General features: G+C 56.9%; 21 protein-coding genes. 11 read left to right on the plus strand and 10 right to left on the minus strand.

Annotated elements, in window-relative coordinates:
• Nucleotides 1–40 precede the first annotated feature (40 nt).
• Nucleotides 41–1,039, plus strand: a complete 999-nt coding sequence (locus RHM59_RS11885; protein WP_322167758.1) for a class I SAM-dependent methyltransferase — start codon at nt 41–43, stop codon at nt 1,037–1,039.
• A gap of 247 nt (nt 1,040–1,286) precedes the next feature.
• Entirely contained in the window at nt 1,287–1,871 is a 585-nt protein-coding gene (locus RHM59_RS11890; RefSeq protein WP_322167757.1) for a TMEM165/GDT1 family protein, read from the plus strand.
• Nucleotides 1,872–1,942: 71 nt separating this feature from the next.
• Here the strand turns inward: RHM59_RS11890 and RHM59_RS11895 are convergent, their stop codons facing one another.
• The 3 genes from RHM59_RS11895 to RHM59_RS11905 are packed head-to-tail and all read right to left on the minus strand — an operon-like array spanning nt 1,943 to nt 3,048.
• The gene (locus RHM59_RS11895) at nt 1,943–2,563 is read right to left on the minus strand and encodes an SOS response-associated peptidase (protein WP_322167756.1); all 621 of its coding nucleotides are present in this window, start codon (nt 2,561–2,563) and stop codon (nt 1,943–1,945) included.
• Nucleotides 2,564–2,605: 42 nt separating this feature from the next.
• Nucleotides 2,606–2,866 (minus strand): DUF2007 domain-containing protein, encoded by a 261-nt coding sequence (locus RHM59_RS11900; protein ID WP_322170744.1) that lies wholly within the window; start codon nt 2,864–2,866, stop codon nt 2,606–2,608.
• Nucleotides 2,866–3,048 carry a CPXCG motif-containing cysteine-rich protein gene (locus RHM59_RS11905; RefSeq protein WP_322167755.1) on the minus strand — a complete coding sequence of 61 codons (183 nt, stop codon included), beginning with the start codon at nt 3,046–3,048 and terminating at the stop codon, nt 2,866–2,868. Before RHM59_RS11905 ends, RHM59_RS11900 begins: the two co-directional genes overlap by 1 nt.
• Before the next feature lie 132 nt (nt 3,049–3,180).
• On the opposite strand from RHM59_RS11905, the gene RHM59_RS11910 reads away from it, so the two are divergent.
• Nucleotides 3,181–4,344 carry a 1-acyl-sn-glycerol-3-phosphate acyltransferase gene (locus RHM59_RS11910; RefSeq protein ID WP_322167754.1) on the plus strand — a complete coding sequence of 388 codons (1,164 nt, stop codon included), beginning with the start codon at nt 3,181–3,183 and terminating at the stop codon, nt 4,342–4,344.
• A 71-nt stretch (nt 4,345–4,415) separates the two neighbouring features.
• Here the strand turns inward: RHM59_RS11910 and RHM59_RS11915 are convergent, their stop codons facing one another.
• On the minus strand, nt 4,416–4,703 hold the full coding sequence (locus tag RHM59_RS11915) for a hypothetical protein (RefSeq protein WP_322167753.1): 288 nt from the start codon (nt 4,701–4,703) through the stop codon (nt 4,416–4,418).
• Between the two features lie 193 nt (nt 4,704–4,896).
• Between RHM59_RS11915 and RHM59_RS11920 the strand changes: the two genes are divergently transcribed.
• Nucleotides 4,897–5,103, plus strand: coding sequence for a hypothetical protein (locus RHM59_RS11920; protein WP_322167752.1), 207 nt, complete (start codon nt 4,897–4,899; stop codon nt 5,101–5,103).
• A gap of 110 nt (nt 5,104–5,213) precedes the next feature.
• On the opposite strand, the gene RHM59_RS11925 is transcribed toward RHM59_RS11920, so the two are convergent.
• Nucleotides 5,214–5,798 carry a YajG family lipoprotein gene (locus tag RHM59_RS11925; RefSeq protein ID WP_322167751.1) on the minus strand — a complete coding sequence of 195 codons (585 nt, stop codon included), beginning with the start codon at nt 5,796–5,798 and terminating at the stop codon, nt 5,214–5,216.
• 215 nt (nt 5,799–6,013) lie between these two features.
• Between RHM59_RS11925 and RHM59_RS11930 the strand changes: the two genes are divergently transcribed.
• Nucleotides 6,014–6,247: a hypothetical protein gene (locus RHM59_RS11930; RefSeq protein ID WP_322286613.1), complete on the plus strand. Its 234-nt coding sequence runs from the start codon at nt 6,014–6,016 to the stop codon at nt 6,245–6,247.
• Between the two features lie 725 nt (nt 6,248–6,972).
• Nucleotides 6,973–8,481, plus strand: coding sequence for a malate dehydrogenase (quinone) (gene mqo / locus RHM59_RS11935; protein ID WP_322286614.1), 1,509 nt, complete (start codon nt 6,973–6,975; stop codon nt 8,479–8,481).
• Between the two features lie 58 nt (nt 8,482–8,539).
• Here mqo and RHM59_RS11940 read toward each other — a convergent pair whose 3' ends face one another.
• The 3 genes from RHM59_RS11940 to RHM59_RS11950 all read right to left on the minus strand — a co-directional run bounded on the left by RHM59_RS11940 (nt 8,540) and on the right by RHM59_RS11950 (nt 10,007).
• A complete protein-coding gene (locus tag RHM59_RS11940) occupies nt 8,540–8,827 on the minus strand; it encodes a PA4642 family protein (protein WP_322167748.1) in 288 nt (95 codons plus the stop codon).
• Nucleotides 8,828–8,896: 69 nt separating this feature from the next.
• On the minus strand, nt 8,897–9,403 hold the full coding sequence (locus tag RHM59_RS11945) for a hypothetical protein (RefSeq protein WP_322286615.1): 507 nt from the start codon (nt 9,401–9,403) through the stop codon (nt 8,897–8,899).
• A gap of 46 nt (nt 9,404–9,449) precedes the next feature.
• Nucleotides 9,450–10,007: a hypoxanthine-guanine phosphoribosyltransferase gene (locus RHM59_RS11950; RefSeq protein ID WP_322167746.1), complete on the minus strand. Its 558-nt coding sequence runs from the start codon at nt 10,005–10,007 to the stop codon at nt 9,450–9,452.
• A gap of 152 nt (nt 10,008–10,159) precedes the next feature.
• On the opposite strand from RHM59_RS11950, the gene upp reads away from it, so the two are divergent.
• The gene (gene upp / locus RHM59_RS11955; protein ID WP_322167745.1) at nt 10,160–10,798 is read left to right on the plus strand and encodes a uracil phosphoribosyltransferase; all 639 of its coding nucleotides are present in this window, start codon (nt 10,160–10,162) and stop codon (nt 10,796–10,798) included.
• The gene (locus RHM59_RS11960) at nt 10,798–12,075 is read left to right on the plus strand and encodes a uracil-xanthine permease family protein (protein ID WP_322286616.1); all 1,278 of its coding nucleotides are present in this window, start codon (nt 10,798–10,800) and stop codon (nt 12,073–12,075) included. The genes upp and RHM59_RS11960 overlap by 1 nt, the downstream gene beginning before the upstream one ends.
• Nucleotides 12,076–13,829: 1,754 nt before the next feature.
• Here RHM59_RS11960 and hemH read toward each other — a convergent pair.
• Nucleotides 13,830–14,855, minus strand: coding sequence for a ferrochelatase (hemH, locus tag RHM59_RS11965; RefSeq protein WP_322167743.1), 1,026 nt, complete (start codon nt 14,853–14,855; stop codon nt 13,830–13,832).
• Nucleotides 14,856–14,868: 13 nt separating this feature from the next.
• Nucleotides 14,869–15,771 carry a TIGR01777 family oxidoreductase gene (locus tag RHM59_RS11970; protein WP_322286617.1) on the minus strand — a complete coding sequence of 301 codons (903 nt, stop codon included), beginning with the start codon at nt 15,769–15,771 and terminating at the stop codon, nt 14,869–14,871.
• A gap of 312 nt (nt 15,772–16,083) precedes the next feature.
• Here RHM59_RS11970 and RHM59_RS11975 point away from each other — a divergent pair, with 312 nt between their 5' ends.
• From RHM59_RS11975 to RHM59_RS11985, 3 genes are all read left to right on the plus strand, one after another.
• Nucleotides 16,084–17,070, plus strand: a complete 987-nt coding sequence (locus tag RHM59_RS11975) for an NAD(P)/FAD-dependent oxidoreductase (RefSeq protein ID WP_322167741.1) — start codon at nt 16,084–16,086, stop codon at nt 17,068–17,070.
• A complete protein-coding gene (locus RHM59_RS11980; RefSeq protein WP_322167740.1) occupies nt 17,067–17,282 on the plus strand; it encodes a TIGR02450 family Trp-rich protein in 216 nt (71 codons plus the stop codon). The genes RHM59_RS11975 and RHM59_RS11980 overlap by 4 nt, the downstream gene beginning before the upstream one ends.
• A gap of 181 nt (nt 17,283–17,463) precedes the next feature.
• Nucleotides 17,464–18,417, plus strand: a complete 954-nt coding sequence (locus tag RHM59_RS11985) for a DUF523 and DUF1722 domain-containing protein (RefSeq protein ID WP_322170740.1) — start codon at nt 17,464–17,466, stop codon at nt 18,415–18,417.
• The last annotated feature ends 1 nt before the right edge of the window (nt 18,418 follow it).

The following is an 18,418-nucleotide window of genomic DNA, read 5'->3' on the forward strand; positions in this document are numbered from 1 at the left end:
CGAAAACGTTTAGACTTCGCCCCTTTTGCAGGAGCTAAAGATGGACCCGCGCAGCGAAGTACTACTCCGTCAGGCCGATTTGTTTCAGGGCTCGTTGCTGCTGGCGGGTTTGCCTGCCGATGATCTGCTCGGGAAGTTGCCGAACGCCCACGGTTGGTGCTGGCATGCTGGCGACCAAGCAAGCCTTGATGCAGGCTTTGAAGGTCGCACTCACTTTGGCGTTCACGCGCCGGAGCAAGCGTTCGACGCCGCCGTGGTGTTTTTGCCGAAAGCGCGGGACTTGGCCGATTACGTATTGAACGCACTGGCGTCGCGCTTGGCCGGGCGCGAGCTGTACTTGGTCGGTGAGAAGCGCAGCGGAATCGAAGCTGCGGCCAAGCAATTAAGCCCCTTCGGTAAACCGCGCAAACTCGACAGCGCTCGCCACTGCCAGCTGTGGCTGGTCACGGTAGAGCACGCGCCCAAAGCCGTGGAACTCGAAAGCCTCGCCCAGCATTACGAGGTCGAGATGGAAGACGGCCCGCTGAAAGTGGTCAGCTTGCCGGGTGTATTTAGCCACGGTCGGTTGGATCGCGGCTCTGCGCTGCTGCTGCAACATTTGGACAAGCTTCCCAGCGGCAACGTCCTCGACTTCGGCTGCGGCGCGGGCGTGTTAGGCGCTGCGGTCAAGCGTCGTTATCCACATAACACCGTTACCCTGTTGGACGTCGATGCATTCGCGACCGCCAGTAGCCGCCTGACGTTGGCGGCCAACGGACTGCAAGCCGACGTATTAACCGGTGACGGTATCGACGCCGCACCGATGGGGTTGAGCACCATCCTGAGCAATCCGCCGTTCCATGTCGGGGTCCACACTGACTACCAGGCAACGGAAAATTTGTTGCGAAAAGCACGCCTTCATCTGAAAACCGGCGGCGAACTGCGCTTGGTTGCCAATAGCTTTCTACGCTACCAACCGTTGATCGAAGAGCATTTGGGCGTCTGTGCAGTAAAGGCAGAAGGCCAGGGTTTTCGCATCTACCGCGCCAAACGTGCTTGAAATAAGCACTTGCCGAATCTGAAGTGTGTAGGCAGAATCCGCTCCGTCCTAGGGGAGTAGTCTCCCACGAGCCTTCATGCTCGTCCGGCACGTATCAACATACTTGGTCAGCAGACCATGGTGCGTGCGACCCAGATCCGCTCAGACGGATCGGTGGTTTGACAAGACCTATGACACGAACACCTTACCCAGGGCGGGGAGGCTGTACGTGTCATAGCCGTGTCTACCCGCCCTTAGGAAAAGCCTGATGCTGGAATCCCTGCTAGTCCCCACTGCTGTTGTTGCCTTGGCCGAAATCGGTGACAAGACGCAATTGCTCGCCCTGATTCTCGCTGCACGCTTTCGTAAACCTTGGCCGATCATTGGCGGCATTGTCGCTGCCACCCTGGTGAACCACGCAGCAGCCGGTGCGGTAGGCGCATGGTTCGGCAGTCTCTTCTCAGATGCCACGTTGCACTGGATTCTGGCCGCCAGTTTCGTCGCCACCGCGCTGTGGACCTTGGTCCCGGACAAGATGGACGACGACGAAGGCAGCTCAGCCCGCAAGTTCGGCCCCTTCGTCACGACCCTGATTGCGTTCTTCATCGCTGAAATCGGCGACAAGACGCAGATCGCCACGGTAATGCTCGCCGCGCAGTATTCCCATTTGTGGTTGGTCATTCTGGGCACCACAGCGGGCATGTTGATTGCCAACGTTCCAGTGGTATTGGCCGGCAACTTCGCCGCCGACAAACTGCCCCTGACCCTGATTCGTCGCTTGGCAGCGTTTGCGTTTTTCATACTGGCAGCCTTTGCCGTTTTCAAGGCCATGCAGGTCAGCGGCTGGGTCTGAGGCCTCGAACAACAACGGCGATTGATTCATCAATTCCGGCTTGAAAACCTTGTAGGTCGGCGCAGGGGGCTCTAAAGCGGCGTCAAACACTCGGGCGCATTGAGCTTGGGGTCGTTGACCAAGTTGGCCAAGCCGCGTTCGCGCAATGCCGATTGAGGGCTGGCCAATAGCGCTTGCAGCGTCTGGATCGGCGTTTCCGGGTTGAGCCAGGCGGCCTGCCCTTGGGCATCGAGAATCAACGGTCGACGCTGACTGGCGGCGGCCTGCGTGACCACGGCGACGCTTAGGTAGGTGTGTTCCTGAACCGGATACGCCTCCCAGATTCCGGCAAAAAACAACGTCGAACCTTCACCCGGCGTCAGCCAAAACGGCCGCTTACGCGTGGTGCCGCGCCATTCGTAGAAGCCGTTGGCGGGCAGCAAACAGCGGCGCTCCCTGAAGGCCTGGCGAAACATCGGCTGTTCAGCAAGGGTTTCAGCGCGGGCATGGGCCGGCGTACGAGAAAGGTCCGTCAGCCACGGCGGCGTCAGGCCCCACCGTGCACGGGCGACTTCTCGCTGGCTGTCCGTCCCCCGCAGCATCAACACCGAGTCGGTGGGGGAAATATTCCATTGCGCCTTTTGGTCAGCAGGAAAACCGGGCAACGCCGCAAACGCGGGATTCCAGCGAAACAGCGCATAACGTCCACACATGAGGGCAGTACATTCTCTTTTGAAAGCGGGACCCAACGCGTGTCAGCAAACCAGCACGTCAGGAAAATTGTCAGGTTCATCTCCCGACAGCGGCATGGCGGCATTGTACGCGGCGATCAGTTGCCGTGCCTGATCGGCCTGATCATTGTCCACCGACAGCCCCAACAAACCGAATACGGGCAATTCACCGACGCCGCCAAGCAAGTGGCGGCCTGTCAGATGGGCCTGCACCCCTTCACTGGCGAGCATGCCTTGGAGCAATTCGCCTTCCATCAGGTTTTCCGGCTCATAGACTTTCTGCATCATTCATTCTCGCTGCGCACGTCCAGGTTCCATTCTTCGCCATCGGTTTGCAGGTCGAACACAATCGGTCGGCAGCACACCGGGCAATCTTCAATATAGCTCTGATCGCCGCCGGACAAATCCAGTACGGCCTCCACCGATTCGCCACAATAAGGGCAGTCGTAAGCCTGTATTTCCTGCATCGCGGTCTCCGAGAAGAGTTATGCGTATAATCGCCCTCAATTTGAAGGCGGGTTCATTTTAACCAGCGGGTTTGACGGCATTTTTCAGACCCAGCCTACCTCTACACTAGCGATTTCCAACAAGAGAGCATGATGGGCGAATTCGATGCCATCCGACCTTACGACGACGCCGAAGTCCCAGCTGTACTGGCGCGTCTGCTTAGCGACAAAGCACTTCTTGAAATCCTGACGCACTTTCGGTTCCCCCGTCTGGCCAGTGCATTCGGCTGGATACTCACGCCCCTTATAGCGCATCGGCTGCGCCGCGAGTTCGACGGGGTGCATTCGGTGGCAACGTTGCAAGACAAGGTCGAGGTTTACATCGACCATACTATTGAGCGAGCTACTGATGGTGTGACCTACACCGGCGTCGAACAGCTCAAGTCCGGCATCGCTTATTTGTTTCTGACCAATCACCGCGACATTGCGATGGACCCGGCGTTTGTCAATTACGCCGTGTACCACGCCGGCTTGACGACGCCGCGCATCGCCATTGGTGACAACCTGCTGCAAAAGCCCTACGTCAGCGACCTGATGCGACTGAACAAGAGCTTTATCGTGCACCGTTCGATTACCGGACGCCGGGAAAAGATGGCGGCCTACCTGATGCTGTCGGCGTACATCAATCACTCGATTCGCAACGACTGCCAATCGATCTGGATCGCCCAGGCTGAAGGCCGCGCCAAGGACGGTGATGACCGTACCGAATCGGCGATCCTGAAAATGTTTCACATGAGCCGCAAAGACGAGCCGTTCGCCGACGTGATTCAGTCGCTGAACCTGACGCCAGTGTCGATCAGCTACGAGTACGACCCGTGTGACCATGCCAAAGCCCGCGAGCTGTATATCCGCGCAACCACCGGGAGCTACACCAAAGTGCCCGGCGAAGATGATGTCAGCATCGCTCTGGGCATCACCGGCTACAAAGGCCGCGTGCACGTGAGTTTCGCAGCACCCATCACCGAGACATTCGATGACACCAAGCAATTGGCCGTCGAAATGGACCGGCGAATCCTCGGCGGGTATCGGCTGTTCCCTGTGCACTATCTGGCGTATGCGCAGTGGGCAGATGCAGACCCGACACTCGCGGTGCCGCCTGCTGCACAGATTTTCCCTGCTGATGAGTTGGCCCGAGCCCAAACGGAATGGCGCCGTCGAGTGGACACCTGCCCTGTGGAGCATCGGCCTTATTTGGTGTTGCAATACGCAGTGCCAGTGCGTAACCAATACCGGGTCAAGGCCGGTTTGGCGCTGTAAGCGTTCCGCCAATAACAAAAATGGCGCCCCACGGGGCGCCATTTTTTGTAGTTCGATGGTGTCGCCAGGCCTCACAGCCGTGTGCTGATCCACGACACCAGTAACACCCCCATCAGGCAGCCGAAGCCAAAGCGGTAGTTGAACCGATTCAGGCGTAACGTCGAGATGTCCATCAGGTGCTGGGGTTCATCTATGGGGGCCCGCTCAGTCAGCGAGGCTAGATGCTCGACTTCCCGCTGCTCCCGCCGACGTGTCAGTTGCAGAAACCAAGCGGCGGGGACCGTCGCCAACAAGGCAACGCTGTTGACGCAGTGCGCCAAGTCAAACACGAGAACAGCTTCAAACGACTGCAGCGACATGAGAGCCTCGAGGGCCAGTGATCTGGCGCCGGACGGTGCGGAGGACTGCTCGTATTTCGTGTTTTGCCAAGCTGCGGCATTGGGACGAAGGACGATTCTTATTTTTAATTTATAGCTGGTCACCTTAACGTAACCTGAACCAACCACTGTATGGCTCCTCGATACTTGCCTCGATACCTACAGTGAGCCCGATATGTTACATGCACAAAACCAGGACCGCTTGTACCTGATCGCCCAGAGTGATGAACAAGAAGCGTTGATCGACGCACTCGCCTTCAACGTACAAGACCGCCATTGGCTGGTCTACTGCGCCTTGGGCGGGCACCAGCACCACGACCTGCCGGATCTGGACCTGCAAGCCGGATTGAATTTTTTGGGATTTTGCCAGGAAGCGGCGTGAGTGTCAGGACGGAAGCCTTCCCGAATAAATTCGGTCCCACAGACTCTGGCGATACGCAGATTCTGTAGGAGCCGAAGGCTTCGCCAACAAGTTGGTATCTACAGAGACGATTACTGACCCAGCATCTGCCCGACCGTCGGGTCCTGGAACAATCGTGTCAGGGCGTCGCTCAACACGTCGCTGACCAATTTGGTGTTGGTTTCCTGATTAGGTGCCATGCCGAAGCGCTGGTCCAGCGACGCGGCGTAGCGACCGTTGTAGCTTTTCCCGTTATTAACGACATCAGCGCGAAAGGTCGCGGAGATCGTTGCTTCAGTCACGTACAGGCCTTCTTTAGGCGATTGATACTTCAGGTCTGCGAGGGTCACGGTCAACTGAGGTACGTTGCCGCTATTTCCACTCGGGGTGTAGCCAAGCAAACGCACGGCAGCTTCGGCTTGCTGCTGCAATTTAGGCAGGATGTCATTTGGCTGGACGCTGACCGCGCTGGTTTCCGGGTATAGGCCACCGCGAGTGCCCAAGGTGGGCGATGCGCGACCATCCACGACACGAACCACTACCGGTTGGCCATGACCTACCGCAGCGAGTTGGCTCGTGAGTTTAGGTTGCGGGCTAAGTTGTTGCGGGCTGTTGGCACAGCCGACCAACGTCAAACTGCTTACAGCAAGTAAACCGAACAACAGGCGATGCAACATACTCATCTCTCCAGAGGCCAAAAACAATAAATGGCGGGCAGTATAGCGGTGCCGACAGCCGGCTCACTAGCTGAAAATCAGACCTGACACCACCTGTATCAGTTCCTGCGGATATGTCCTGTCAAAACGCTCTTTGAGCTGCAAAACCGTAGGTGTCATGCAGCTGTCACTTGCATCAGGCACGCTCTGGGCTAGCACTCAACAGGAGCACTGCCATGAATTTTCTCTGGTCTCTGTTTGCCTTGCGCCACACCCATCGTCATTTCGTGTATCTGGACGCCTCCGGGATGTGTCAGGTTTTTCGCCATTGCGCCACACCACCTAAGACTGCCGGGTGGGTGGAAGTCTATGAGGTGTGCCCAAGCTGGCTGAACCACCCATTGCCCGACAACGCCCGCACCGCGAAGCCCGAAACACATTTCAGTCGTCACCCCGCGATGGCTAACTGACCCAGCGGCTAATTAAAGTCAGTTAATAAGATCAATTCCTGCCGTTTCATCGCTATAATCTTGCCCCGATTATAAGGACGTCTCCTGATCGGGCCTCGCAGCATCGCTAATGCTCTGTATTAGCTCCCCCGCACCGCCCACAGAGAGCCGCCCACACAGGTCATTTGCCAGCATTCGTGCTCGCTGATCCGGTGTCGAACCGCTCGAATCGCTTCGAAGCTTCTCGCCCGTCAGTGTCACTTCTGTTTAGTATTAGGCCTGCCAGAACCTACCGTAACGTCGGTTCTTTTTTGAGGTTCACGTCTCCAAAAGAGCGTGAAAAAAACGGGTTTTCACTACTTCATAAGAGTGTGGCGAGCAAATGAATAGTTCTGCGTTTTTACATGCACCGTTAACGTCTGATCCAGCCCTGCTAAACGGGGCCGACCGCTGCTGCGCAGTCTCCCTGACCGGAGCCTGAAGCCTGTCCACTACGGATTTGGTTGCACAAACGGATGCCTTGACGATAGTCGAATTGCCAGTCGAGCCTGAAAGTGAGTTCATATGGACTCAAAGCCCGAATGGTGGCGTCCGCTGAGATGCAAAAAATTGCGAAGAATCGGACATGGCGATCCTGGCCATAAGTTACTTGGGGCACTCTCGGATTCACGCCCCGGCAACGACCGGCAGCTGACCTCGGGATCGTATGCCGTCAATTTGGTGCTGCAGATTTTGGAGACGCGTTAATGGCGCATAACGAAACAGTCGATGTGGTACTGGTTGGGGCGGGCATCATGAGTGCCACCCTGGCGGTGCTGCTTAAAGAGCTCGACCCCAGCCTCACGCTGGAAGTCGTTGAGCTGATGGATTCCGGTGCTGCGGAGAGTTCCAATCCGTGGAACAACGCCGGTACCGGCCACGCGGGTCTGTGTGAGCTTAATTACACGCCGCAAGCAGCCGATGGCTCCATTTCCATCAAAAAAGCTGTGCACATCAATACCCAGTTTGAGGTCTCGAAGCAGTTCTGGTCATACATGACCAAGAAAAGCACCTTCGGCTCCTCCAAGTCGTTTATCAGCCCAGTGCCGCACCTGAGTTTCGTCCAGGGCGACAGCGGCGTGTCGTTCCTCAAGGCTCGTTTTGAAGCGATGCACACGCATCATGCGTTCTCAGCCATGGAATACACCGAAGACAAGGCCAAACTGGCGGAGTGGATGCCGCTGATGATGCCAGGCCGTCCGGCCGATGAGCCCATTGCGGCCACCCGCGTCATGAACGGTACCGACGTCAATTTCGGCGCTTTGACTAACCAGTTGCTCAAGCACTTGTCCAGCACCCCGGATGTGCAGGTCAAATACTGCAAGCGCGTCACCGGTCTGGCCCGCAAAGGCCAGGGCTGGAGCGTCAGCATCAAGGACGTCAACACCGGCAATACCCGTGAAGTCGAGGCCAAATTCGTGTTCCTTGGCGCAGGCGGTGCGGCATTGCCGCTGCTGCAAATGTCCGGCGTCGAAGAAAGCAAAGGTTTCGGTGGGTTCCCGGTTAGCGGCCAATGGCTGCGTTGCGACAATCCGGAAGTGGTCAAACACCACCAAGCCAAGGTGTACAGCCAGGCCGCCGTGGGCTCGCCGCCGATGTCGGTTCCGCACCTGGACACCCGCGTCGTCGACGGTCAGACCTCGTTGTTGTTTGGACCGTACGCGGGTTTCACCACCAAATTTCTGAAGCACGGGTCATTCATGGACCTGCCGTTGTCGGTTCGCGCCGCCAACATTGGCCCGATGCTGGCCGTCGCTCGTGACAACATGGACCTGACCAAATACTTGGTCAGCGAAGTGATGCAGTCGATGGAACAACGTCTTGAGTCGTTGCGCCGCTTCTACCCGCAAGCCAAGGCCGAAGACTGGCGCCTCGAAGTCGCCGGTCAACGGGTTCAGATCATCAAGAAAGACGCGAAAAAAGGCGGCGTGCTGCAATTCGGCACTGAGTTGGTATCGTCCAAAGACGGTTCACTGGCCGCCCTCCTCGGCGCCTCTCCAGGCGCCTCGGTCACCGTGTCAATCATGCTGGATCTGATTGACCGCTGCTTCCCGGACAAAGCTCACGGTGAATGGGCTGCCAAGCTGAAGGAAATTTTCCCAGCACGTGAAACGGCGCTGGAAACTGACGCGCAGCTTTATCAGCGCATCAACGACCAGAGCAACGAGAGTTTGGAATTGGTTGAGATCAGCAACGAGACCGAAAGCTTCGCTTGATCGTATCCGCCATAAAAAAACGCCCTGAGGGGCGTTTTTTATGGGCTAAACAACAGTATCAGCCGCGAGCCTGCTCAATCAGCTCAATGTATTCCTCGGCGTTACGTTGATCTTTGACCAACGCCACGAAATCCTGACCGTGTTCATCTTTGCCATCAAGGTCTAGACCCGCCGCAAGGAAAAACACCAGAAACCGCTCAAAATCGTTAATCCGCAGGCCACGGTAGGCCTTGATCAGTTTGTGCAGCGAGGGCGAGGTGGCATCGACCGGTTCGAAATCGAGGAACAATTTGATTTGTTCATCGCCGATCTCATCGCCAATCACCTGCCTTTTATCTTTACGCATTGCTGCTGACTCCAACTGATTCGCGGATAGTTCACGGGCGGGCAGTTTAACCCTCGCCCACCTCGGCGCTCAACGCGCATGTAGCTCGGTGGTGTGTAAATCGGCCCAGACATGCCCGTTGGCGTAACTCAGAAACTGGCAGTACACCTTCTCGTTGCGCAGCAAATCGATCACGGCCCGGTAGTCAGTCATGGGGTAATACAGCGATAACGTATGGCTTTGGTCGTCGAAGGTGGGCTTTTTCAGGCTTTTGCTTTCGCCATCGAAATGCAGCAGAACCTCAAACACCGTTGCGCCTTTGTTCATCGACCGACCTTTCAGGCGCAGTAACACAGGTGATGTCACCGGTATCGGTTGCTGCGTGGATTCGCGTTGGCTGCCAATGACCACCGAGTATTCGGTGATTTGCAATAACTGCTGCTGCGTGGGGTTGCCTTCACGCAGGGTTTGATCGTCGGGCGGCAAATACTGAGCGTGCATCGGTATCGATTTAGCGCCGCTCTGGCTCGGCGCCGCCGCCAACGGCAAGCTCGACAGCAGGAGCAGCGCGGCGGCAGTGTGGATCAACAACGTCATGTGAGAGTCCCCGAAAACTGGCGGGCACTCTAGCATGCGGTCAGGTTTACATCCCTTTAACCGCATAAATGCCGGCAGCGTTGCGCCAGTAGCCTTTGTAATCCATGCCGTAACCGAAAATATAGCGATCAATGCACGGCAAGCCTACGAAGTCGGCCTTGAGGTCAGGTCGAGCTTTGCGGTCGTGGTCTTTGTCGATCAGCACGGCGGTGTGTACCGCGCGAGCGCCAGCATGTTTGCAGAAATCGATGATCGCGCCGAGGGTATGACCTTCGTCGAGGATGTCATCAATGATCAACACGTCGCGGTCGATAAAGGAGACTTCCGGTTTAGCTTTCCAGAACAGGTCGCCGCCGGTGGTTTCGTTGCGATAGCGGGTGGCGTGCAAGTAGGACGCTTCCAACGGGAAGTTGAGGTGCGTCAGTAGTTTTCCGGTGAAGATCAGGCCACCATTCATGACGCAAAACACCACAGGGTTGGTGTCGGCCAGCGTGGCATTGATCTCGGCGCCAAGACGAGCGATGGCCGCTTCGACTTCAGCTTCGGTGTATAGGCAATCAGCTTCGCGCATGATTTGACGGATATGGTCGAGATCAGCAGACATGGCGCTCTCCATTGGGTGCGGTGGAAGAAAAGCGGGCAAAGGTACGCATCCGCTTCGGTCAGAGCAAGCATTTCTGGACTAACGTTTCGGACAGTAACAGTTGAATAGATTAATCTAGGCCGTTTTTTTGCCCCCCGTCGGAGTCTTTCCTTATGCCTATCCGTGAGATCCGCCATCCGCTGATCCGCCACAAGCTCGGCCTGATGCGCCGTGCTGACATCAGCACCAAGAATTTTCGTGAACTGGCTCAGGAAGTCGGTGCGCTGCTGACCTATGAAGCGACCGCCGATCTGCCCTTGGAAAGCTACGAAATCCAAGGCTGGGCGGGCACGGTGCAAGTCGAAAAAATCGCTGGCAAAAAGATCACTGTTGTCCCTATTTTGCGCGCAGGTATCGGCATGCTCGACGGCGTGCTCAGCCTGATCCCCGGCGCCAAGGTCAGCGCAGTTGGCTTGGCTCGCAATGAAGCGACACTGCAAGCCCACACCTACCTGGAAAAACTGGTTCCTGAGATCAATGAGCGGTTGGCGATGATCATTGATCCAATGCTTGCGACCGGCAACTCAATGGTTGCGGCTATTGACCTGCTGAAGCGGGCGGGTTGCAAGGAAATCCGCGCCATGGTGCTGGTTGCAGCGCCGGAAGGCATTGCCGCCGTGGAGAAGGCTCACCCCGACGTAATGATCTACACCGCCTCCATCGACGAGCGTTTGAACGAACACGGCTACATCATTCCGGGCTTGGGCGATGCCGGCGACAAGATATTCGGCACCAAGCAGAAGGAAGGCTAATGAAGCCGGATGAATTCAACGATCCACTCTGGCGCACCGTATTGTCCGGCGCGCAGATGCTTTTCGTGGCCTTTGGCGCCTTGGTCTTGATGCCATTGATTACCGGCCTCGACCCAAACGTTGCACTGTTCACCGCTGGGCTTGGCACCTTGTGTTTTCAGGTGGTAACGGGGCGTCAGGTGCCGGTATTCCTGGCCTCGAGTTTCGCGTTTATTACGCCGATCATTCTCGCTAAGGGTCAGTTCGGTCTGGCGGCGACCATGGGCGGGATCATGGCGGCGGGGTTTGTTTATACCTTTCTCGGCCTTGCGGTGAAGATCAAAGGCACGGGTTTCATTGACCGCTTGCTGCCGCCGGTGGTCATTGGGCCGGTGATCATCTCTATCGGTCTCGCCATGGCGCCGATTGCCGCCAACATGGCCATGGGCAAGGGCGGAGACGGTGCGGAGTTGATTCCGTACCACATCGCCATGTGGATCTCGATGCCAGCGCTGCTGACAACGGTGATCGTCGCGGTGTTTGGTCGCGGGATTTTCCGTCTGGTGCCGATTATTTCCGGTGTGCTGGTCGGTTTCGCCCTGGCGTTTTATTTCGGCGTGGTCGATGTCGTAAAAATCGCCGATGCGCCTTGGCTGGCCCTGCCGAAATTCACGGCCCCTGAATTCAACTGGCAGGCGATTTTATTCATCGTCCCAGTCGCGTTGGCGCCCGCCATTGAACACATCGGCGGCGTGATTGCAGTGGGCAGCGTGACCGGTCGAGATTATTTGAAAAAGCCAGGGCTGCATCGCACCTTGCTGGGTGATGGGATAGCCACCACTGTGGCGGGCCTGTTTGGTGGACCGCCGAACACCACCTACGCCGAAGTAACTGGCGCGGTGATGCTGACCAAAAACTACAACCCGAAAATCATGACGTGGGCGGCGATATTCGCCATCAGCCTGGCGTTCATTGGCAAGTTCGGCGCGCTGCTGCAAAGCATCCCGATTCCAGTCATGGGCGGGATTTTGTGCCTGTTGTTCGGCTCGATTGCTGCGGTGGGGATGAACACGCTAATCCGTCATAAAGTCGACCTCGCCGAGGCACGCAACCTGGTGATTGTGTCGGTGACGTTGGTCTTCGGGATTGGTGGCGTGCTGATCGGCACCGGCACTGGCCCTAATGACTTCGGTCTCAAGGGCATTGCGCTATGCGCAGTCGTGGCGATTGGCTTGAACCTGTTGCTGCCAGGGAATGACAGCTGGAAGCACAAGAAAAAGCTGGAAGAGATGCTGTAGAGCGCGATGGCGAGTGCTCTTCTGGAGGGCCTCGCCAACAAGAGTCTCTACAGAGATTGGCGCCAAGGTCGCACCAACCCCGCCGGACCGAATTTATTCGGGATTGGACTTCACATTCAACATCGTCTGCGTCTGACCCGTCGCCTTCCCGAATGAATTCGGTCCCACAGATTTCGGCGATGCACAGACGTCTGTGGGGCTTGCCAACGAAAGCGTCATTGCAAGCGCCCCAGGTTTCAGGTCGACATCAGCGACGCGATTACCGGCCTCTTCGCAGGCAAGCCTGCTCCCACACTATGGAAAGCGCTCACGAATCCGGTGGGACCGAATTTATTCGGGATTGGACTTCACATTCAACATCGTCTGCGTCTGACCCGTCGCCTTCCCGAATGAATTCGGTCCCACAGATTTCGGCGTTGCACAGACGTCTGTGGGAGTTGGCCTGCCAACGAAAGCGTCATTGCAAGCGCACCGGGCATCAGGTCGACATCAGCGACGCGATTACCGGCCTCTTCGCAGGCAAGCCTGCTCCCACACTATGGAAAGCGCTCACGAATCCGGTGGGACCGAATTTATTCGGGATTGGACTTCACATTCAACATCGCCTGCGTCTGACCCGTCGCCTTCCCGAATGAATTCGGTCCCACAGATTTCGGCGTTGCACAGACGTCTGTGGGAGTTGGCTCGCCAACGAAGGCGTCAATGCAAGCGCACCGGGCATCAGGTCGACATCAGCGACGCGATTACCGGCCTCTTCGCAGGCAAGCCTGCTCCCACACTATGGAAAGCGCTCACGAATCCGGTGGGACCGAATTTATTCGGGATTGGACTTCACATTCAACATCGTCTGCGTCTGACCCGTCGCCTTCCCGAATGAATTCGGTCCCACAGATTTCGGCGTTGCACAGACGTCTGTGGGAGTTGGCCTGCCAACGAAAGCGTCATTGCAAGCGCACCGGGCATCAGGTCGACATCAGCGACGCGATTACCGGCCTCTTCGCAGGCAAGCCTGCTCCCACACTATGGAAAGCGCTCACGAATCCGGTGGGACCGAATTTATTCGGGATTGGACTTCACATTCAACATCGCCTGCGTCTGACCCGTCGCCTTCCCGAATGAATTCGGTCCCACAGATTTCGGCGTTGCACAGACGTCTGGGAAGCGCCCACGAATCCGTGTGGAACCGAATTTATTCGGGATTGGACTTCACATTCAACATCGTCTGCGTCTGACCCGTCGCCCTCCCGAATGAATTCGGTCCCACAGATTTCGGCGCGGCACAGACGTCTGTGGGAGTTGGCTTGCCAACGAAAGCGTCATTGCAAGCGCCCCAGGGTTTCAGGTCGACATCAGCGACGCGATTACCGGCCTCTTCGCAGGCAAGCCTGCTCCCACACTATGGAAAGCGCTCACGAATCCGTGTGGGACCGAATTTATTCGGGATTGGACTTCACATTCAACATCGTCTGCGCCTGACCCGTCGCCTTCCCGAATGAATTCGGTCCCACAGATTTCGGCGTTGCACAGACGTCTGTGGGGCTTGCCAACGAAAGCGTCATTGCAAGCGCACCGGGTATCAGGTCGACATCAGCGGCGCGATTACCGGCCTCTTCGCAGGCAAGCCTGCTCCCACACTATGGAAAGCGCTCACGAATCCGTGTGGGACCGAGTTTATTCGGGAATGGATTTCACATTCAACCCGGCGCCGTCCCGTCTCTCAAGGAGCCAACAAGTTGGCGAAGCGGCATAGAAAACTACAACATCAGCGGTGCTCGCTCACACAAGGTCTTCAGCGCGGCAGCCCAATTCGGGTCGTCGTTCAGGCATGGAATCAACACCAACTCCTCCCCTCCCGCTTCGCGAAATTGCTCTTTGCCCCGGTCGCCGATTTCCTCCAGCGTCTCGATGCAATCGGCGACAAACGCCGGGCACATCACCAGAATTTTTTTCGCGCCGTTCTTCGCCAGCTCGGCAAGGCGCGCTTCGGTGTAAGGCTCGATCCATTTAGCGCGCCCCAACCGTGACTGGAAAGACACCGACCAAGTGCCGTCGGCCAAACCCAGGCGCTCAGCAAATAAAGCCGCCGTGCGCAGGCACTGAGCGCGATAACAGGTCGCTATCACTTGCGCAGAAGCCGTCTGGCAACAATCAGCGCCTTTGAAGCAGTGGCTACCCGTGGGGTCTAGCTTGTGAAGATGTCGTTCGGGCAAGCCGTGAAAGCTCAGCAATAAATGGTCGTGTGCCTGCTCAAGCTGTGGCCGAGCGTTTTCTACCAATGCATCAAGGTATTCAGCCTGATCGTAAAAAGGCTGCAACAGCGAAAACTGGATATTCAACGATTTAGCCTTCACCGCACGTTTCGCTTCCTCAATTACCGTGGTCACGGTGCTGTCGGCAAATTGCGGATATAGCGGAGCGAGGGTCACTTTCTCAATCCCTTGGGCAGACAAACGGGTCAGCACCGTCTCGATAGACGGCTCGCCGTAGCGCATTGCCAGCTCGACCGGGCCCTGAGTCCATTCCTTGACCATCGCTTTCTGCAAACGCTGACTCAGCACCACCAGCGGCGAACCCTCATCCCACCAGATCGAGGCGTAAGCGTGGGCCGACTGCTCGGGACGTTTGACCAGGATCAGCGATACCAGCAAGCGCCGAACCGGCCACGGTACGTCAATAACATAGGGGTCCATCAGAAACTGATTCAGGTAGCTTCGGACATCCGCCACCTTGGTCGAAGCCGGTGAACCTAGGTTGACCAGTAACAGCGCGTGATCGGTCATGCAACATCCTTTGTCAGTGGCGGCCAAGCACATCATTCAGGGCCGCGTTCAAATCGGTAAATCGAAAGGTAAAACCTGCTTCTTGCAGTCGAGCCGGATACGCACGCTGACCGCCTAGTAACAACACGGACATCTCACCTAACAGCGCCCTCAACACCAACGTCGGCAATGGCATGAACGCAGGACGGTGCAGAACAGTGCCCAGCGTTTTAGCAAACTCGCGATTGCGCACGGGGTAAGGCGCGCAGGCATTATAAGGACCTTGGGCTTCGGTTCGATTCAACAGAAAATCAATCAGGGCGATTTGATCCTGAAGATGAATCCACGGCATCCATTGTCGACCGCTGCCAATTGGCCCGCCGAGACCCAGTTTGAAGGGCAATAAAAGACGCTGCAAAAAACCGCCATCATCCGCCAGGACCAAACCCGTACGCACGATGACGACACGTATTCCCAATGCCTCAGCGCGTTGTGCAGTTTCCTCCCACGCATCGCATAGACGACTGGCGAAATCCAAGGCGACCGGCACGGTTTCTTCGTTCAGTTCACGCTCTCCGCCGTCGCCATACCAGCCTACGGCGGACCCGGAGATCAGCACCGACGGTTTCTGCTCACGACGCTCTAGCCACGCCAACAAGTGCTCAGTCAGGCCGATACGACTTTCCCATAGCAGTGCTTTGCGCTTGCGCGTCCAAGGCCTGTCTGCGATAGGTGCGCCTGCCAGATTGATAACAGCATCGACAGGGCCGGCATCCACTTCATCCAGCGTGGTGATACCCCTTACAGAATCGCCGCACAGCCTACGAACCTCTTCGGGCCTGCGGCTCCAAACCGTGAGCTGATGACCCTGTGCCTGCCAGTTTTTGCACAGTTGACGTCCTATCAGACCAGTACCGCCGGTCAGCAATATGTGCATGACGTGCTCCTCGCGTGGCGTTCATCGCAAATCGTTAGTCTATTGATTACCGCCCTCCACCTTCGTGCCGCAGTGGGATGCCCGATGGCGATGGCTCTTGCGCCCTGACTCAACCATAGGTCATAGCGGCCCTCATCGACCTTTTTCCTAGCCGCACGCAACACGTACGGGTAGTTGAGTAATCCTGATCAAGGGCCAGACTCAAACAAGCGAGCGGCATCATTAGCACGAGCCAGCAAGTTATACCGAAAAACAAGATTGTACAGGTTTTAACTACGGCGTAGTCTGTACAAACAAGGTAACGAGGCCCCTATGACTGTACCCATCGCAATCATCGGTACCGGCATCGCCGGACTCTCAGCTGCCCAGGCGCTCCACAGCGCAGGGCATCCCGTCCATCTTTTCGATAAAAGCCACGGCAGTGGCGGCCGAATGTCGAGTAAACGCAGCGATGCGGGTGCTCTGGATTTGGGCGCTCAATACTTTACTGCCCGTGATCGGCGCTTCGTTGAAGTCGTGCAGCAATGGCAAGCCAACGGCCACGTCGTGGTATGGACGCCTCAGCTCTATAACTACCACTCAGGCAAGCTCAGCCCCTCGCCGGATGAACAGACGCGCTGGGTGGGTAGCCCCCGCATGAGTGCAATCACTCGCGCTATGCGCGGCGATCTTCCTGTGACCTTCTCCTGCCGGATCACCGAGGTGTATCGCGGCAAACACCATTGGAGTTTGCAGGATGCTGACGGCGTCACCCATGGTCCCTTCAGCCATGTCGTGATTGCCTTGCCCGCCCCGCAAGCAACGACTCTGCTCGCCGCCGCACCGAAGCTCGCCAGCGTCGCTGCTGGCGTTCAGATGGAACCGACTTGGGCGGTAGCGCTGGCCTTCGATACCCCCCTGCAAACACCAATGGAAGGCTGCTTCGTGCAAGACAGCCCCCTTGACTGGCTGGCCCGAAACCGAAGTAAACCGGGACGTTCAAGCACCCTCGACACGTGGGTTCTGCATGCCACCAGTGCTTGGAGCAAGCAGCATTTGGACCTGCCCAAGGAAGCAGTCATCGAACAACTGCACGGCGCTTTCGCTGAGTTGGTCGGTTGTGCCATGCCTGCCCCCGCGTTCACCCTTGCCCACCGCTGGCTCTATGCACGGCCGGCCGGGGCCCATGAATGGGGCTCCTTGTCCGATTCGGATTTAGGCGTTTATGTGTGTGGCGACTGGTGCCTGTCTGGCCGCGTTGAAGGTGCTTGGCTTAGCGGCCAAGAAGCTGCTCGCCGCCTGCTTGAGCACTTGGAATGAACCACGTTAATCCTCGCAAGTTGCTGCTGTCGAAATGGACAGCAGCCCATCCACTCAATCGTGAAAAACACTTTATGGTGACCGAACTGTTCTGCGACGAAGAAGGCACCGTGCTGGAGATTGAATTGCAGGCGGTTCTCACTCGGCGCACCGAGCGCTTACCTTGGCTCAGCCTGCAAAACGCCGACACCTGGCGCATGGGCTGGAAGTAGTCCATCGCATCATCCCCACTGCGACTCACCCTAAAACCCTTACCCATCCAGCCCCGCTCTGAATCCGTGACAAATATTGTACAAATTAATTGACTTGTACAGCACCGAACCTATGATGCTTTAAAGTTGTACAGAAACTTATACCTGTACAACGCAAGATCAGAGGTTTGTCATGTCCAGTATTACCGCCGTCAGCAAACCAAAAATCGGCATCAGCGCTTGCTTGATGGGAGTCGAAGTGCGCTTTAACGGCGGGCACAAGGAATCCCACCTGTGCACCGAAACGCTGAATGAATATTTTGATTTCGTGCCCGCATGCCCTGAAGTCGCCATCGGCATGGGCATTCCCCGAGAAGCCATTCGACTGATCGGTGATCCAGAGGCACCCCAAGCGATTGGCAGCGTCCACAGTGAGTTAAACGTAACCCAGGCGCTGGCTGACTACGGCGTACACATGGCCACGCAAATGAACGATATTTGCGGCTACATCTTTATGCAGAAGTCACCGTCTTGCGGCCTCGAACGGGTCAAGGTTTATCAGGACAACGGCCTCCCGAGTCCTCGCGGCCGTGGCATCTACGCCCGAGCGTTTTGCGCACTTCAGCCGAACCTGCCGGTTGAGGAAGATGGCCGACTGAATGACCCCGTATTACGAGAAAACTTCGTCACTCGGGTATTTGCTTACGCGGACTGGCAAGCCCTGCTGAGCAGCGGATTAAGCCGTCGCGGGCTGACCGAATTCCACTCGCGCTACAAATACCAGCTCATGGCCAACAACCCGGCGCAGTACCGGGTACTCGGGAAAATGCTCGGTTCCATGGCGAAAACCGACCCCCAGGATATCGCCCCGCTTTATTTCAGCGAATTGATGGCCGCCCTTAAAAAATGCGCCACACGAGGCACCCACACCAATGTCCTGCAACACCTCAATGGTTATTTCAAAAAGACCATGAGTCAGGACGACCGTGAAGAGATGCAGCGCCTGATCAGTCAGTACCGACGTGGTGTGGTGCCCTTAGTGGTGCCGCTCACCCTGCTCAAACATCACTTGCGCCAGCACCCGGACGCCTACTTGGCACAGCAGGTTTACCTCCAACCGCATCCGGAAAATCTCGGTTTGCGCAATGCGATCTAAC

The organism is Pseudomonas sp. MH10 (genome assembly GCF_034353045.1).
Taxonomy (GTDB): Bacteria; Pseudomonadota; Gammaproteobacteria; order Pseudomonadales; family Pseudomonadaceae; genus Aquipseudomonas.